Raw genomic sequence first — 16,594 nt, 5'->3', positions numbered from 1 at the left:
CGTGATCCCGCGTTGCAATTTGCACCCTATCTAACGGCTCTGCCGACGCTGGCAAGCGGGCGGTTACCCCCAAATCTTGCATGATTTCGCACAGGGGTTGAGCCTGCCACACCTTGTGGAACCAAGCGGGCGCGGATGCGCTTTGAGCAGCGATGGCAATGACAGGACAATTGGCGGGTGAGGCAGGGGCGTGGCCGCGCAGCGCGGCGGTGTTCGGCGCGTCCGGCGGGATCGGACGGGCGCTGGTTGAAGCACTGGCGGCGCGCGGGACGCAGGTGATCTATGCGGGATCGCGCAGCGGCGCCGCCCCCTCGCTGTCAGGCGTCCGCCCATTTGCTTTCGATCTTGCCGACGAGGCGAGCATTGCCGCCTCAGCCGAAGCGATGCGCGATGATCCGCCTGAATGGGTAATCGTTGCCACCGGCGTGCTGACACTGGCGGACGGGACCGGCCCTGAGCGCACATACAAGCGGCTTGATCCGGCAAGCATGGCGGAGGTGCTGGCATTGAACACGATCGGCCCGGCGCTGATTGCCAAGCATTGCCTTGCGCTGATGCCGCGCGGGCGGGCGTTCCGCTTTGCCGCGCTTTCGGCGCGGGTCGGGTCGATTTCGGACAACCGGCTTGGCGGGTGGCATTCCTACCGCGCGTCGAAAGCCGCACTCAACATGCTGTTGAAGAACTTCGCGCTGGAAATGGCGCGCACGCATCCGGAGGGCGTGATCGTCGGCCTGCATCCCGGGACCGTGGATTCGGTGCTCTCGCAGCCCTTCCAGTCGAACCTCGCCGAAGGCCAACTGACCGCGCCCGAAGATGCAGCCGCCAACTTGCTCGGCGTGTTGTCGCGCTTGCAGCCCGAACATTCGGGCCGGGTGTTCGATTTTCGCGGCGAGGAAATCCCCGCCTAGATCAGCCCGTGGCGCGCGAGGCTTTCGGCCACCAGCGTCTCGATCAGCTGTTCCTGCGTCCAGCCGGCCAGCTTGGCCGCGCGCCCGAACACCTTCTGCGACCACAGGTTGCAGTTGAGGTTCAGTTCCAGGAAGGTGATGTCGCCGGTTTCCTCGTTCACCCGGAATTCGAAGCGGCCGTAATCGAAGGGGCGATATTCCTGCATCGCGGCCTTGGTATATTCGGTGATCTTGGCGATCATTGCGGGGTTCTCGAAGGGATCGAGCGAGTATTTCTGGCTGCGATCCACCAGATCGCGCTTTTCCTGATAGGTGCGCAGGTGCGAGGGATCGGCCTGGCGGAAGATCATCATCGGCAGGATCACCGGCTCGTTGCCAATCGTCACCACCGGCACTTCCACGTCGCTGCCGTCGATGAAGGGTTCGACCAGCGCGTCATGGCCCAGCTCGTGAACGCCATGGATCGCTTTCTCGACGCTCGGCCAGTCGGTCGCGTCCATCACGCCCCAGCTCGCCGAGGAATTATTGGGCTTCACCACGAAGCGCGTGCCTTCGGGGCACTTGGACGGATCGATCGGCGCGCCGCGGCGGTAGATTGCCCAGGGTGCGGTCGGCACGCCAGCGTCGCGCACGGCGCGCTTGGCAAGATGCTTGTCGTCCGAGAGGCCGCGCAGGATCGGGCTTGCGCCAAGATAGGGCAGGCCGGCGCGCTCGCAGAGCAGCGGGCAGAGCATTTCCGAATTGAAGAAGCCCGCGCGGTTGAGCAGCGGGAAGACGAAATCGACCTCGGGCTTGTCAAACAGCACTTCGAACTTGTCCTCGACCCTCAGGTTGAGGCCGAGCCCCTTGAGCACTTCGCGCATCTCGACGTGATAGGTCGCGTGGTTGCCGTCCTCGGCGCTGCCCGAGCCATCCCACAGCGCGTTCTTGGCGATGAACAGGATCTTGAGCCGCTGCTTGGCTTCCTCGGGAATGCGGAGCGGGGCGGGGTAGCTGGTCATGTTCGGCAAGCCTCTTGCAGGAAGGGGCGCCATGTAGTGCGCGAGGGACAGCTGCGCCAGATGCATTTTGCGGTTTTATTGGCGCAGCGGTTTCTCTAACACGCGGCCAAGCCGGCCTTGTGCCCCCCGAAAGGTTGCCATCTTGCCCCCTCTCAATCGCCCGCTTGATGGGTTTGACGCCTCAGCAAATGCGCGCGCGCTGGTCGCAGCGCTGTCGGGCGGAGGCGATGCACGGATCACGCTCGATGACGCGAGCGGGCTCAACAAATATCTCTCCGCGCCCTATCCGCGCGCTGTTCTGGCCTATTCCTCCTCGACCGTGAGCGACATTTCCGCAGACGCCTTCGCGCATCTGCTGGCGGCCGAGGGCGAGCGGGCGGGGCAGAGCTATGCCGCGCGGCTCGAGGATGTGCGCGGTCGCATCCGGGCGGCCTATGGCATTGATGAGGCCTGCGATATCGTCTTCGCGCCGTCGGGCACCGATCTTGAATATGTAGCGCTGGCGGTGGCCCTGGGGCGCGGACAGGCGGGCATCCACAACATCCTGCTGGGCGCGGACGAGATCGGATCGGGCTGCATCCATTCCGCGCATGGCCGCTTCTTTGCCAATGAAACCGCGCTGACCGAAGGCGTCGCGCCGGGCGAGGATGTGGCCGGCATGGGCGAGATCACGCTGGTCGATGTGCCGGTGCGCTGTCCTGATGGCGAGGCCCATGCCAGCGCCGGGATCGCCGCCGCCATGGCCGAAGGGATTGCCGCTGCCCGCGCTTCGGGCAAGCATAGCGTGGTGCACTGCGTCCACGGCTCGAAGACCGGGCTGGTCCTTCCCCAGCTTGGCGATCTTGACGCGCTGCTGGCCGAATTCGGCGATTCCGCGACCTTCGTGGTCGATGCCTGCCAGGCGCGTATCACCAGCGCGGCGATTGCCGATTATCTGGCGCGCGGTGTGATCGTACTGATGACCGGATCGAAATTCGTCGGCGCGCCGCCCTTCAATGGCTGGGCGCTGGTGCCGCGCACGCTGACCACGGGCGCTGCGCCGCTGCCCGAAGGTTTCGCGCGCATCTTCCGCCGTGCCGAATGGCCCGCCGGTTGGCCGGGAGCCGAGCGGCTCGAGGACAGTGCCAATGCCGCCCTCGCGCTGCGGCTCGAAGCGGCGCTGTTCGAGATCGAACGCTTTCAGGCGATCCCCATGCCGCGCGTCGAGGCGATGATTGCCTCCTTTGAGGACGGTCTTCGCGATCACCTGCTCGCTCCTCTTGGTCTTGCACGGGTGACCCCGGGCAGCGGCGACGAGGGTGACAGCCCGATCGAGATGCGCACGCTGGCGACGCTCGACCTGTCAGGGCTGGCGGGGCTCGAAACCTTCGATGCCGCACAGGCCGCGCACAAGGCGCTGGCGCTGGATGGCATCCGTCTCGGCCAGCCGGTCAAGTGCGTGCGCGTGGATGGCGGTTGGGGTGGGACGATGCGCGTCGGCCTCTCCATGCCGCAGCTCACTACATGGGACGCGCTCGATCCGGCGACCCGCGATGCCGGCATTGCCGATGATATGGCGCGGATTGCCACGGGCCTCAAAGCCGTCGCCGCAAAGATGGCAGGCTGAAGCCGCTTTCCTCACGGCGGCTTTGGGCTAGTATCGCCCAAGGGTCGCCGGAATGGAGAGCAGGGGATGGGCCTTTCGGGCTGGTACGAAGCCAATATCATGCCGCGCCTGATCACCTGCGCCTGTTCGCAGGGTCAGGTGATGAAGCGTCGCAGCGCCGTGGTGCCCAAGGCTGCGGGTGATGTGTTCGAAGTCGGATGCGGCGGCGGGATCAATCACGAATTCTACGATGCTGGCGCGGTCACGTCCTATGCCGGGATCGACCCGCATGAGGGCCTGCTCGATGCCACCCGCGCAGCGGCTGCGGCCAAGGGCTGGGCGGCGGACCTCAGGCAAGGGCGGGGCGAGGCGATCCCCTTTGCCGACGACAGCTTCGACTGTGCGGTGTGCACCTTTACCCTGTGTTCGGTTGATGATCCGGCACAGGTGATGCGCGAGATGCGCCGCATCCTGCGCCCCGGTGGCCGTCTGCTGTTCCTTGAGCATGGCCGCGCGCCTGATCCATCGGTGCGCCGCTGGCAGGAGCGGATCGAACCCGTCTGGAAGCACCTTGCCGGAGGCTGCCATCTGACCCGTCCGATCACCTCTGCGTTGGCAGGGGCAGGCTTTGCCGTCGAGCCGCTGGGGGAAGGCTATACGCCCAAGGCCCCGCGCTTTGCCGGATGGATGGAGTGGGGCATCGCTCGAAAGCCCGCCTGAGCAGCCGCACATGAAAAGGGGCGGGAGTGGCTTGCCGCTCCCGCCCCTTTTCGTTGCTTTAATGTCAGCGACTACTCGCCGAAAGTGCGGCTCCACCAGCCTTTGCGCGGCTTGGCCTCGCCCTCGTCCTGCGCCGCTTCGGGAGCCGGCGCAGGGGCAGGGGTGGAGACTTCGGCCACTTCGGCAGGCTCGGCCTCGGCGACCTTCGCCTTGCGCGGCGCACGCTTGCGCTTGGGCTTTTCGGCTTCGGCGGGCGCTTCTTCCGTCACTTCGGCAGCCGGTTCTTCGGCAGCGGGAGCTGCTTCGGCCTCGGCTTCGGCTTCGGCTTCGGCTTCGGTCACCTTGGGCTTGCGCGGAGCGCGCTTGCGCTTGGGCTTTTCGGCCGGAGCCTCTTCGGCCACTTCCGGTTCGGCTGCGGGCGCTTCGGCGGCGGCTTCGGCTGCTTCAGCCTCGCCTGCTTCGACCTCAGCTTCGGCGCTATCATCGCCGGTTTCGCCTTCGGCGCCTTCGTACGTGCCGTCGCGACGCTTGCGGCCGCGACCGCCGCGACGACGACGCTTCTTCGGACGACCTTCGCCATCCTCGCCGGTTGCAGCTTCGGTGCGGGCCTCGCCCTCATCCTCGCCATCGGTGGCTTCACCGATCTCGTCGGCCTCGCCCTCGGCACCGTCTTCACGATCCTGACGATTGCGACCGCGGCCGCCACGACGGCGGCGGCGCTTCTTCTTGCGGCCGCCATCATCATCGCCCTCGGCGCTGTCACGACGTTCGCGGCGTTCGCGCGGGGCGCGCTCTTCTTCCTCTTCTTCCCAGGCTTCTTCTTCCTCGAGAAGTTCCTCGTCCTCGTCCTCGTCGATGATCGGATCGAAGCGCGGGGCCTGGGCTGGACGCGGACCGGCGCTGGAGACGCTCATCTTCGCGCCTTCATCCTCGCCTTCGGGGACAACCGCCACGGTGACGCCGTAACGCTGTTCAATCTCGACCAGGTCTGCGCGCTTTTCGTTGAGGAGGTAGATCGCCGCCTCGGTGCTCGCGGCCAGACGGATCTGCGTGCCCTTGCCCTTGGCTGCCTCGTCCTCGATCAGACGCAGTGCCGAAAGGCCCGCCGACGATGCCGTGCGCACCAGACCCGTGCCATCGCAATGCGGGCAGGGGCGGGTGGTGGCTTCGAGCACGCCGGTGCGCAGGCGCTGGCGGCTCATTTCCATCAGGCCGAAGGAGCTGATCCGGCCGATCTGGATGCGCGCACGATCATTCTTGAGCGCGTCCTTCATCGCCTTTTCGACCTTACGGACGTTGGAGGAATACTCCATGTCGATGAAGTCGATCACGACCAGGCCCGCCATGTCGCGCAGGCGCAGCTGGCGGGCGATCTCGCGCGCCGCCTCGAGGTTGGTGTGGAGCGCAGTCTGCTCGATATTGTGTTCCTTGGTCGAGCGGCCGGAGTTGATGTCGATCGAGACCAGCGCCTCGGTCGGGTTGATGATCAGGTAACCGCCGGACTTCAGCTGCACCATCGGATCATACATCGCGCGCAGCTGGTCTTCCGCGCCATAGCGCTGGAACAGCGGCACCGGATCGGAATAGGCTTTCACCCGCCTTGCGTGGCTGGGCATCAGCAGCTTCATGAAGGCCTTGGCTGACTTGTAGCCTTCCTCGCCCTCGACGACGACTTCCTCGATTTCCTTGTTGTAGATGTCGCGGATCGCACGCTTGATGAGATCGCTGTCCGAATGGATCAGTGCGGGCGCAACCGAGGCGAGGGTCTTTTCGCGGATCTCGTCCCACACGCGGGCGAGGTAATCGAAGTCGCGCTTGATCTCGGGCTTGGTGCGGCTCATCCCGGCGGTGCGGACGATCAGGCCCATGCTCTTGGGGAGCTTGAGGTCCGAGACCATTTCCTTCAGGCGCTTGCGATCACTGGTCGAGCTGATCTTGCGGCTGATCCCGCCGCCATGCGACGAGTTGGGCATCAGCACGGTGTAGCGGCCGGCGAGACTGAGATAGGTGGTGAGCGCTGCGCCCTTGTTGCCGCGCTCTTCCTTGACGACCTGCACCAGCAGCACCTGACGGCGCTGGATCACGTCCTGGATCTTGTAGCGGCGGCGCAGGGCCATGCGCTTGGCGCGCACTTCGTCTACCTGCTTGGCGCGGCTGCGGCCACCCTTGTCACCGCCCTTGCCCTGACGGCGGCGGCCACGGCCACGACGGCCGCGATCTTCGCCGCCCTCGCTGTCTTCGGCGGAGTCGTCGCTCTCGCCGGTCTCGTCGTCCGAGCCATCTTCGTCCGAAGCGCCATCCTCGATGGTGGCGACATCGTCCTTGTCGGAAGTGTCGACTTCCTCGACGCCGTTCTCGGCAAAGTCTTCGGCGAGCGCTTCGCCGCTGTCATCCTCGGCGTCGTATTCCTCGCCGGGCGAGATGCCCTCGTCCTCTTCCTCGGCCCGCAGGCGCTCTTCTTCCTCGGCGGCCTCGGCCTCTTCGGCCAGCAGTGCGTCGCGGTCTGCCTTGGGAATCTGGTAGTAGTCGGGGTGGATCTCGCTGAAGGCCAGGAAGCCGTGGCGATTGCCGCCGAAATCGACGAACGCCGCCTGAAGCGACGGTTCGACCCTGGTTACCTTGGCGAGATAGATATTGCCCTTGATCTGCTTGTGTTCGGCAGATTCAAAGTCGAATTCCTCAATACGGTTGCCCTGCAGGACCGCCACCCGGGTTTCTTCCGGGTGGCGCGCATCGATCAGCATGCGCGTTGCCATTGAATAGTCTCCATGCGTCCAGCCTTGCCCGCGAGGGGCTGAAAAGGGGACGCCGATTGTGGGATGAACCGGCCAGCCCGGAAGGGCGACCGGAAGGGATTGTCACGCCCGGGCCGCGATGGGCCGGAGGCGCGAAGCTCGTGTCTGGAGCGACAGGACTGCGGCGCTCGGCCGCGCTCCGGCCCGCAACAACGCAGGCGGGCAAAGCACGCACTGCACGGATTTGCGGGGAAAAGCGTCTTGTCACAACATCAACCTGTTCTGGAACCGGGAGCCGTAAGAAGAAGGCGGCCCGGTGCGAGAGGCGAGCTGTTCGGATGCCATGGCATCAGGATGCAGCCTCTCGTGAAAGCTTGCTAGCAGCATGGGACAAAGCCCGCAACTCTATTGCGTTATCACAGGGCAAGAACGTAAGCGAAAGACGACATGAGCTTTCGCACCCTGCTGCTGATCGTGCTGCTGGTTCCCGCGCTGCTGCTGGGCGGTGCGGCGGCGACAGGTTTGCGCGTTCCGGTGCCGGCTCTGGGGCGCGACTACGTGCTGCATTTCCCGCTAGGGCCCGGCGACATGCCGGTCGATCTGCCCGCGATTTCCGGCCCCAAGGATCCCTCGCTGCCGCTGGTGGTGATCGACGCCGGGCATGGCGGGCGCGATCCCGGGGCGATCGGGTCCGACGCGCAGGGTCGCAAGGTGCAGGAGAAGGACATCACGCTCGCTCTTGCGCTGGCGCTGCGCGATGAGTTGCTGCGCTCGGGCCGTATCCGCGTGGCGCTGACCCGCGAAGATGATCGCATCCTGCCGCTGCCGCACCGGCCCGAGGTCGCGCGGTTGCTGGACGCTGATCTGTTTGTCTCGATCCACGCCGATTCCGCCGGCGAGCAGGACAATGTCAGCGGGGCGAGCATCTACACCTTGTCGAACGACGCATCGAGCGAGGCCGCCGCCCGCTTTGCCGCGCGCGAGAACGATGCCGACCGGTTGAATGGCATCGCTATTGAGGGGCAGAGTGAGGCGGTGAGCGCAATTCTGGTCGGGCTGTCGCAGCAGCGTGCGCAGGAAGCCGCGATGGCCTTTTCCGGTCTGGTGCTGCGCGAGGGGGAGGGCAGGCTCGCCTTCCATCCCCAGCCGAGCCGCTCGGCTGCGCTGGCGGTGCTGCGTGCACCAGATGTGCCCTCGGTGCTGTTCGAAAGCGGGTTCGTCACCAACCAGCTCGATCGCGCGCGCCTTACCACGCCGCAGGGGCAGGGGCAGATGGCCGGGGTGCTGGCACAGGCGATCCGGGTCTATTTCGCGCGGGCCAGCGATGATGGAGCAGGCGGAGAATAGGCCGGAAAAGCCGCTTTCCTTGGCCAAGTCCCCCATGCTAGTTGCGCCTCGCCCATGACCGAGCCGACCCCCACCCCTCCGCAGGACGCCCCCGCGCAATCCGCCTGGGCCTATCTGCGCTTCCGCGTGAACCGCGATATCGGCATGGCGCTGGCATGGTTCCGCAGCAAATGGGCGCAAAGCCGCCTTTTCCGGATCATGGCGAGCCTTGCTGGCGCAGGCCTTGCCTTGTGGATCGCGGTGTTCGTGTGGCTGGCGAGCGATCTGCCCGAGGCCGAGACGCTGCTCACCTACGAAACCCCGCTACCCACGCAGGTGCGCGGCTATGACGGCGGGATCGTCCATTCCTATGCGCGCGAGCGGCGCGTGCAGCTGCAATATGCCGATTTCCCGCAGAAGCTGATCGAGGCCTATCTCGCTGCCGAGGACAAGACCTTCTTCAGCCACGGCGGGGTCGATTTCCTCGGCACGGCCAATGCGGTGTTCGACTATGCCCGCAAGGCCGGCACCGGCGAGCGTGCGGTGGGCGGTTCGACGATCACCCAGCAGGTCGCCAAGAATCTTCTGCTGGGGGACGAATATTCGGTCACCCGCAAGTTGAAGGAAATGATCCTCGCCGGGCGCATCGAACAGGTCCTGACCAAGCAGGAAATCCTCGAACTCTATCTGAACGAGATCCCGCTCGGGCGGCGCTCTTTCGGGGTGCAGGCCGCATCGCGCGCCTATTTCGACAAGGATGTCGATGATCTCGAACTGCACGAGATGGCCTTCCTTGCGATCCTGCCGAAGGCGCCCGAGCGCTATGGCCGCAAAGGGCAGGAGCAGGCCGCGCTTGAACGCCGCAATTTCGTGCTGAACCAGATGGAAGCCAACGGCTTCATCACCGGCTCCGAGCGCCGTGCAGCGGCCGCCAAGCCGCTCGGCATTGTCACCCAGCGGCGCGAACGCAGCGTCGATGCGGGCTATTTCCTTGAGGAAGTCCGCCGCGAGCTGATCGAGCGTTTTGGCGAGAATGCCGAGGACGGGGCGAATTCGGTCTATGCCGGTGGCCTGTGGGTGCGCACCAGCCTCGATCCGCAGATCCAGCTAGCCGCGCGCGACGCGCTGCGCGAAGGCTTGCTGCGCTATCACGGCGGACGCGCCTGGACCAAGCCGATCGCCACCATCGATGTGCGCGAGGGCAATTGGGCAAGCCAGCTGCAATCCTCGCCGCTTGGCATAAGCTATCGCGACTGGAAGATCGGCGTCGTCACCAGCCGCAGCGGCACATCGGCACGGATCGGTTTTGCCGATGGCAACGAAGCGCCGCTCTATGGATTGCCCGACGCGCTGAAGACAGGTCATGTCATCGCCGCGAGCCCTTCGGGTAATGGCTGGAATGTCCGCACCATCCCCGAGGCGCAGGGCGCGCTGGTCGTCCAGAACGCGCAATATGGCCGTGTGCTGGCGATGCAGGGCGGGTTCGACAACCGCCTGTCCGATTTCAACCGCGCCACGCAGGCGATGCGTCAGCCGGGTTCGACCATCAAGCCGTTTGTCTACGCCACCGGGCTCGACAATGGGATGACCCCTTCGACCCAGATCGATAACTCGCGCTTCTGCTATTATCAGGGTGCCAATCTCGGCGAGAAGTGCATCCGCGGCGGACCGGGCGGCGGCGGGCAGCATCCGATGCGCTACGGGCTTGAGCAGTCGCAGAACATCATGACCGTGCAGATCGGCATGAGCGCCGGAATGCCCAATGTTGTGAGCGCGATCGCCAAGCTCGGCATCGGCAAGTTCGATCCCTATCCCTCGACGGCTCTCGGCGCGGGCGAGACGACGCTGTCCAAGATGGTCGCCGCCTATTCCGCGCTCGCCAATCACGGACGCCTGAACCAGCCCACCGTCATCGACTATGTGCAGGACCGGCGTGGCAAGGTGCTGTGGCGGGCCGACATGCGTGAATGCCGCGGTTGCAGCATGGCGAAATGGGACGGCAAGCCGATGCCGCGCCTCGGGCTCAAGGGCACGCAGGCGATGGATGCGCGCACCGCCTTTCAGGTGATGCACATGCTGCGCGGCGCGGTCAGCCGCGGGACGGCGACCGTGCTCAATCCGCTGGGCCTGCCGCTATTCGGCAAGACCGGCACCACCACCGGCCCCAAGGACGTGTGGTTCATCGGCGGCACCCAGCAAATGATCGCGGGCGCCTATGTCGGCTTTGACCAGCCGCGCAATATGGGCGGCTATGCCTTTGGCGGCACGATCTCAGCGCCGATCATCAAAAGCCTGATCGAAAAGACCCGTGCGAAATGGTCCGATCTTCCCCCCGTGGCGCCGCAGGGCGTGCGCATGGTGCGGGTGGACCGGCGTTCGGGCAAGCGCGTGCTCGATGGCTGGCCGACCGATGATCCCAAATCGGCGATCATCTGGGAGGCTTTCAAGCCCGATACCGAGCCCGAGCGCTATACCCGCCAGGACGAGATCGCCGCGCGCCGCAACGAGATCCTCCAACTGATCCGGGCCGGTCGCCAGAGCGCCGCTGGGGCAGTGGTGGACGACAATCCCGACGCGCTGCCGGGCATGGCCGAAGAGCAGGGCGGCACCGACTGACAACAACCCAGCATCGCCGGGGAACCGGCAGCGCCCAGAAGGATTGCGACAGCATGACCAGAAACCTTGCCCCCATCATCGCCGCAGCCGCTCTTGCGTTTGCCGGCCTTTCCGCCACCACTGCCTCGGCAGAACTGCCCGTCGGCCAGAAGGCACCTGCCTTCACTACGCGTGCCGCGATGGCCGGCAAGGAATTCGGCTTCTCGCTCAGCGCCGCGCTCGCGAAGGGGCCAGTGGTGCTCTATTTCTACCCCAAGGCCTTCACCAGCGGCTGCACGCTCGAAGCCAATGCCTTCGCCGAGGCCATGCCGCAGTTCAAGGCGGCCGGCGCCAGCGTGATCGGGATGTCGAACGACGATATCGAGACCCTGAAGCGCTTCAGCAAGCAGGAGTGCCGCGATGCCTTTCCGGTCGGCGTGGCCGTGCCCGGCGTTATTTCCGGCTATGACGTGGCGATGGGTACTTCGGGCCTCACCACCCGAACGTCCTATGTGATCGCGCCCAGCGGCAAGATCGTCGCGGTCCATTCCAACAGCGATTATCGCGGCCACGTGGAAAAGACCCTCGCTGCGGTGCGCGCGCTCAAGAAGTAAGCCGATGGGGGCGGGCGGTGTGCCGCCTGCCGCTTTACAATCGCGCCGCCCGCGCTAAGCGCAGGGCCGGAATTTCCGCGCCCTTTTGGGGCTTGCGCTCAGTAAAGGATCAGCCATGCGGGCCGAGGCCCACTCATATATCAACCGGATCGAAGCGGCGATGGCGCTGGTGCGCCTGTCGCTCGACTGGGAGCGCGCGCTGCGCCGGCTCGACGAGCTTAATGCTCGCGTGCAGGACCCGAATCTCTGGGACAATCCCAAGCAGGCCCAGGCGATCAGCCGTGAGCAGAAGACGCTCGAAACTGCGGTCAATACGGTGAACGAGATTGCCGCCGAAATGGCCGATGCGATCGAATTCATCGAGATGGGCGAGGCCGAGGGCGAGGAAGCGATCGTCGAGGATGGCCTGGCGACGCTCGCCGCGCTCGCTGACCGGGCCGATGCCGACAAGGTTCAGGCACTGCTTTCGGGCGAGGCAGACGGCAACGACACTTACCTCGAAATCCACGCCGGCGCAGGCGGCACCGAAAGCCAGGATTGGGCCGAGATGCTGCTGCGCATGTACGCCCGCTGGGCCGAGCGGCGCGGCTTCAAGGTCGATACGGTCGAATATCAGGCAGGCGAGCAGGCCGGGATCAAGTCGGCCACCCTGTTGATCAAGGGCGACAATGCCTATGGCTATGCCAAGACCGAGAGCGGTGTGCACCGCCTCGTCCGCATCAGCCCTTATGACAGCTCCGCGCGCCGCCACACCAGCTTTTCGAGCGTCTGGGTCTATCCGGTGATCGACGACAGCTTCGAGATCGAAATCAATCCGGCCGATCTCAAGATCGACACCTACCGCGCGTCAGGCGCGGGCGGTCAGCACGTCAACACCACCGATTCGGCGGTGCGCATCACCCACCAGCCGAGCGGGATCGTGGTGGCCAGCCAGCAGGACCGCAGCCAGCACAAGAACCGCGAAATCGCGATGAACATGCTGAAGGCGCGGCTTTACGAAGCCGAGATGCGCGCCCGCGAGGAAGCTGCCAGCGCGGAGCATGCTTCCAAAAGCGATATTGGCTGGGGCCACCAGATCCGTTCCTACGTCTTGCAGCCCTACCAGATGGTCAAGGATCTGCGCACCGGCGTGGTCTCGACCTCGCCCGATGCGGTGCTCGATGGTTCGATCGATCCCTTCATCTCGGCCGCGCTCGCCCAGCGGGTGACGGGCGAGACGGTCGAGATCGAGGACGTCGAATAGGCATGAGCCGCGCTCGCGCGACACGGGGCGGATGGCTGCTGGCAGGCGCGCTGGCGCTGACCGGCTGCGACCAGCTGATGCCGGTCACGGCCGAGCGGCCCGAAAGCGCGATGGAGTTTCCCAAGCCTGACCGCCCGGTTGCCAAGGTCGTCTCCACCCAGTTCGCCAACGAGGACGCACGCGACGAGCGCGACGAGGCCCAGATCGTGATGGACCTCGCCGAAATTCGCGCAGGGATGACAGTCGCCGACATCGGCGCGGGCGAGGGCTATTACACCGTCCGCCTCGCTGAAAAGGTCGGTGGCGATGGCCGGGTTCTGGCGCAGGACATCAGCCGCGATGCGCTCCAACGGCTCGGGCGGCGGGTCGAGAAGGAGCGGCTCGAAAACATCTCGATCAAGCTGGGCGAGCCGGACGATCCGCAGCTTCCGGCTGACAGCTTCGACCGCATATTCCTGGTCCACATGTATCACGAGGTGACCGAGCCCTACGCCTTCCTGTGGCGGATGTGGCCCGCGCTCAACGCCGAAGGGCAGATCATTGTGGTGGAAAGCGACAGTCCCGTCGGGCGCCACGGTCTGCCGCACACGCTCTTGTTCTGCGAGTTCGAGGCGGTCGGCTACGTGCTGGTCGAGTATATCGAACGCCCTGACATCAAGGGCTATTTCGCCCGCTTTGCGCGCGGCAAGGCGCGCACCGATCCGGAGGCGATCCAGCCCTGCAATATGGGTTAGGCTGGACGTTTTCCTCAGAGATTGCGGCGCGGGCTTCACGCGACTATGCACCACCACGAAATGCGCGCCACAGGGACGGCGCGAAAGGGAGTTTTCATTGTTCAAGGGATTGAGCCCGATCGTCTATGGCGGGCGTGAAGTCTGGCCGCTGGTTGAAGGCGGCAAGGGTGTTTCGGCAACCAACCACGCAAGCTCGGGGGCCTGGGCGGCTGCGGGCGGGATCGGCACGGTCAGTGCGGTCAATGCCGACAGCTATGACGACAACGGCAATGTCATCCCCCAGATCTATCACGGCCGCACCCGCGAGGAGCGTCATCAGGAGCTGATCCGCTACGCCATCGACGGCGCGACCACGCAGGTGAAGAAGGCCTACGAGATCGCGAACGGCAAGGGCGCGATCAACATCAACGTCTTGTGGGAAATGGGCGGGGCGCAGGCCGTTCTCGAAGGCGTGCTGGAAAACACCCGCGGCATGGTGACCGGCGTCACCTGCGGCGCTGGCATGCCCTACAAGCTTGCCGAGATCGCGGCGCGTTTCAACGTGTGCTACCTGCCGATCGTCAGCTCCGGCCGCGCCTTCCGCGCGCTGTGGAAGCGTTCCTACCACAAGGTGCCCGATCTGATGGCGGCGGTGGTCTATGAAGACCCGTGGCTGGCGGGCGGGCATAATGGCCTCTCCAACGCCGAGGATCCGACCAAGCCCGAAGATCCGTACCCGCGCGTGAAAGCGCTGCGCGATGTGATGCGCGCCGAGGGCGTGGCCGATTCTGTGCCGATCGTGATGGCGGGCGGCGTGTGGTATCTGCGCGACTGGAACGACTGGATCGACAATCCCGAGCTCGGCACCATCGCCTTCCAGTTCGGCACCCGTCCCCTGCTGACGCAGGAAAGCCCGATCCCGCAGATCTGGAAGGACATGCTGCGCACGGTCGAACCGGGCGATGTGCTGCTCCACAAGTTCTCGCCCACCGGTTTCTATTCGAGCGCGGTGAAGACCCCGTTCCTCTATGATCTGATGCACCGTTCGGAGCGCCAGATCCCCTTCTTCAAGCGCGGCGCCGAAGAGGGCACCGTCCAGCTTGGCGAAGACGGCAAGGCCCGCAGCTTCTGGGTCAAGCCCGAAGACAAGACCCGCGCCGAAATGTGGATGCGCGCCGGCCATAGCGAACCGCTCAAGACGCCCGACGACACGATCGTCTTCGTCACGCCCGACGCGCGCGAGACGATCCGCAAGGACCAGCAGGATTGCATGGGCTGCCTGTCGCATTGCGGTTTTTCCAGCTGGAAGGACCACGACGACTTCACCACCGGCCGCTTGGCCGATCCGCGCAGCTTCTGCATCCAGAAGACCCTGCAGGACATTGCCCACGGCGACGATCCCGACAGGAACCTGGCCTTCGCAGGCCACGCAGCCTACAACTTCAAGACCGATCCCTTCTATTCGAACGGCTACACCCCGAGCGTGGGCGAGCTGGTCGAGCGGATTTTGACGGGGGATTGACCGCTCTGCGGGCGCTGGCTGTTTAGCGCACCAGCGCCGTCAGCACCTGATCGGGCGGGCGGTGGCCGTCGGCCCACATGCGGATATTGGCGATCACCTTGTGGCCAGAATCCTCGCGGCCCTCGGTGGTGGCGCTGCCGATGTGGGGGAGGGTCATGACATTGGGGTGCTCGATCAACCGGCGGTCGACGTTCGGCTCGTCCGGATAAACGTCAAGCCCAGCGCCCGCGAGATGCCCTGATTGCAGCGCAGCGACCAGCGCATCGGTGTCGATCATCTCGCCGCGCGCGGTGTTGATGATGCTGCTGCCCGGCTTCATCATGGCAATCCGCCGCGCATCGACGAGATGGCGGGTCTCCTCGGTCAGCGGGCAGTGGAGGGTGAGGATATCGGCCTCGCCCATCAGCGTATCGACATCGGCGACATAGCGCGCACCGAGCATGCGCTCCAAGGCCTCGGGCAGGCGCTTGCGGTTGGTATAGGCGATCTCCAGCCCGAAGGCGCGGGCGCGGTGGGCCACGGCTTGTCCGATACGCCCCATGCCGATGATCCCGAGCACCTTGCCTGCAAGCTTGCGACCGAGCAGGCCCGAAGGCGTCCAGCCGGTCCATTCCCCGCGCCGCACCAGCGCCGTACCTTCGCGCACCCGGCGCGGCACGCCGATGATCATTGCCATGGCAAGGTCGGCGGTGTCGTCGGTGAAAACGCCGGGGGTGTTGGTGACAAGGATTTTTCGCGCGGCGGCGGCGGCGAGATCAATATGCTCGGTCCCCGCTCCGAAATTGGCGATCAGGCCAAGGCGCGGGGCAGCGCCCGCGATCAGTTCGGCATCGATCCGGTCGGTGACGGTCGGTACCAGCACGTCGCAATCATGCATCGCGGCGGCAAGCTGCTCGCGGGTCAGCGGGACATCGCCTTCGTTGAGCACCACGTCGAACAATTCGCGCATCCGCGCCTCGACTTCGGGCACCAGATGGCGGGTGACGATAACGCGGGGGCGTTCAAGCGGGGTGCGGGTGTCTGGCATGGTCCATCGGCTAATGCGTGAGGGCCGTGATGGTCAAGCAGGGATACGGCACGCGGACCTTGAATCGCCCGCGCACATGGCGCTATCGCATCCCATGATGATGGGATTACGACTTTTCAATTCAATCGGACTTTTGGCGCTGGCCGGCGCGATGCTGGCTGGCTCGCCAGCCCGCGCGCAGGAGCGCGAGGTGCCCTATTGGGCAACCTTGCGCTATGACGAGGTGCGCATGCGCGTCGGCCCGAGCGAGGAATATCCGATCGAATGGGTCTACAAGCGCAAGGGCCTGCCGGTGAAGGTGGTGCGGGTGCGCGAGGGCTGGCGACTGGTCGAGGATCCGCAGGGTGATCGCGGATGGATCGCGCGCAGCCAGCTCGATCCCGAACGCGGCGCGCTGGTGACGGGAAGCGGACTTGCCGATGTGCGCGCAGGCCCCGAAGCGGGTTCGGCGCTGCGCTGGCGGGCTCAGGCCGGCGTGGTCGCGCAGCTCAAGGGCTGCAAGGCGGACTGGTGTGAAGTCGATATCGCCGGGCGCAAGGGCTGGGTCGCGCGGACCCGCCTGTGGGGCGTCGAGGATTTGCCGGGCGACGAATAACCGCCGCCTG

General features: G+C 65.5%; 13 protein-coding genes. 10 read left to right on the top strand and 3 right to left on the bottom strand.

Features of this window, described 5'->3' with window-relative positions:
* The first annotated feature begins 158 nt into the window (after positions 1–158).
* Positions 159–908 carry an SDR family NAD(P)-dependent oxidoreductase gene (locus RSE14_RS03350; RefSeq protein WP_324075824.1) on the top strand — a complete coding sequence of 250 codons (750 nt, stop codon included), beginning with the start codon at positions 159–161 and terminating at the stop codon, positions 906–908.
* Here RSE14_RS03350 and RSE14_RS03345 read toward each other — a convergent pair.
* Positions 905–1,909, bottom strand: a complete 1,005-nt coding sequence (locus tag RSE14_RS03345; protein ID WP_324075823.1) for a D-alanine--D-alanine ligase family protein — start codon at positions 1,907–1,909, stop codon at positions 905–907. The two genes, RSE14_RS03350 and RSE14_RS03345, sit on opposite strands and share 4 nt — an antisense overlap.
* 142 nt (positions 1,910–2,051) lie before the next feature.
* Here RSE14_RS03345 and RSE14_RS03340 point away from each other — a divergent pair, with 142 nt between their 5' ends.
* Together RSE14_RS03340 and RSE14_RS03335 are read left to right on the top strand one after the other, a co-directional pair.
* Positions 2,052–3,515: a hypothetical protein gene (locus RSE14_RS03340; protein ID WP_324075822.1), complete on the top strand. Its 1,464-nt coding sequence runs from the start codon at positions 2,052–2,054 to the stop codon at positions 3,513–3,515.
* A 66-nt stretch (positions 3,516–3,581) separates the two neighbouring features.
* The gene (locus RSE14_RS03335) at positions 3,582–4,214 is read left to right on the top strand and encodes a class I SAM-dependent methyltransferase (RefSeq protein ID WP_324075821.1); all 633 of its coding nucleotides are present in this window, start codon (positions 3,582–3,584) and stop codon (positions 4,212–4,214) included.
* Between the two features lie 71 nt (positions 4,215–4,285).
* On the opposite strand, the gene RSE14_RS03330 is transcribed toward RSE14_RS03335, so the two are convergent.
* A complete protein-coding gene (locus tag RSE14_RS03330; RefSeq protein WP_324075820.1) occupies positions 4,286–6,970 on the bottom strand; it encodes an Rne/Rng family ribonuclease in 2,685 nt (894 codons plus the stop codon).
* 426 nt (positions 6,971–7,396) lie between these two features.
* On the opposite strand from RSE14_RS03330, the gene RSE14_RS03325 reads away from it, so the two are divergent.
* The 6 genes from RSE14_RS03325 to RSE14_RS03300 all read left to right on the top strand — a co-directional run bounded on the left by RSE14_RS03325 (position 7,397) and on the right by RSE14_RS03300 (position 14,962).
* On the top strand, positions 7,397–8,296 hold the full coding sequence (locus RSE14_RS03325; RefSeq protein ID WP_324075819.1) for an N-acetylmuramoyl-L-alanine amidase family protein: 900 nt from the start codon (positions 7,397–7,399) through the stop codon (positions 8,294–8,296).
* Between the two features lie 54 nt (positions 8,297–8,350).
* Positions 8,351–10,891 carry a penicillin-binding protein 1A gene (locus RSE14_RS03320; protein ID WP_324075818.1) on the top strand — a complete coding sequence of 847 codons (2,541 nt, stop codon included), beginning with the start codon at positions 8,351–8,353 and terminating at the stop codon, positions 10,889–10,891.
* A 53-nt stretch (positions 10,892–10,944) separates the two neighbouring features.
* On the top strand, positions 10,945–11,484 hold the full coding sequence (locus RSE14_RS03315) for a peroxiredoxin (protein WP_324075817.1): 540 nt from the start codon (positions 10,945–10,947) through the stop codon (positions 11,482–11,484).
* A gap of 115 nt (positions 11,485–11,599) precedes the next feature.
* The gene (gene prfB / locus RSE14_RS03310; RefSeq protein ID WP_324075816.1) at positions 11,600–12,727 is read left to right on the top strand and encodes a peptide chain release factor 2; all 1,128 of its coding nucleotides are present in this window, start codon (positions 11,600–11,602) and stop codon (positions 12,725–12,727) included.
* Between the two features lie 2 nt (positions 12,728–12,729).
* Positions 12,730–13,461: a class I SAM-dependent methyltransferase gene (locus RSE14_RS03305; protein WP_416379358.1), complete on the top strand. Its 732-nt coding sequence runs from the start codon at positions 12,730–12,732 to the stop codon at positions 13,459–13,461.
* 97 nt (positions 13,462–13,558) lie between these two features.
* Positions 13,559–14,962: an NAD(P)H-dependent flavin oxidoreductase gene (locus RSE14_RS03300; protein ID WP_324075815.1), complete on the top strand. Its 1,404-nt coding sequence runs from the start codon at positions 13,559–13,561 to the stop codon at positions 14,960–14,962.
* A gap of 22 nt (positions 14,963–14,984) precedes the next feature.
* Here the strand turns inward: RSE14_RS03300 and RSE14_RS03295 are convergent, their stop codons facing one another.
* Positions 14,985–15,989: a 2-hydroxyacid dehydrogenase gene (locus tag RSE14_RS03295; RefSeq protein WP_324075814.1), complete on the bottom strand. Its 1,005-nt coding sequence runs from the start codon at positions 15,987–15,989 to the stop codon at positions 14,985–14,987.
* Between the two features lie 133 nt (positions 15,990–16,122).
* Between RSE14_RS03295 and RSE14_RS03290 the strand changes: the two genes are divergently transcribed.
* Positions 16,123–16,584, top strand: coding sequence for an SH3 domain-containing protein (locus tag RSE14_RS03290; protein WP_324075813.1), 462 nt, complete (start codon positions 16,123–16,125; stop codon positions 16,582–16,584).
* Positions 16,585–16,594 lie beyond the last annotated feature (10 nt).

This window comes from Erythrobacter sp. (genome assembly GCF_035194505.1).
Taxonomy (GTDB): Bacteria; Pseudomonadota; Alphaproteobacteria; order Sphingomonadales; family Sphingomonadaceae; genus Erythrobacter.
This window is presented reverse-complemented; position numbering and strand designations above follow the sequence as displayed.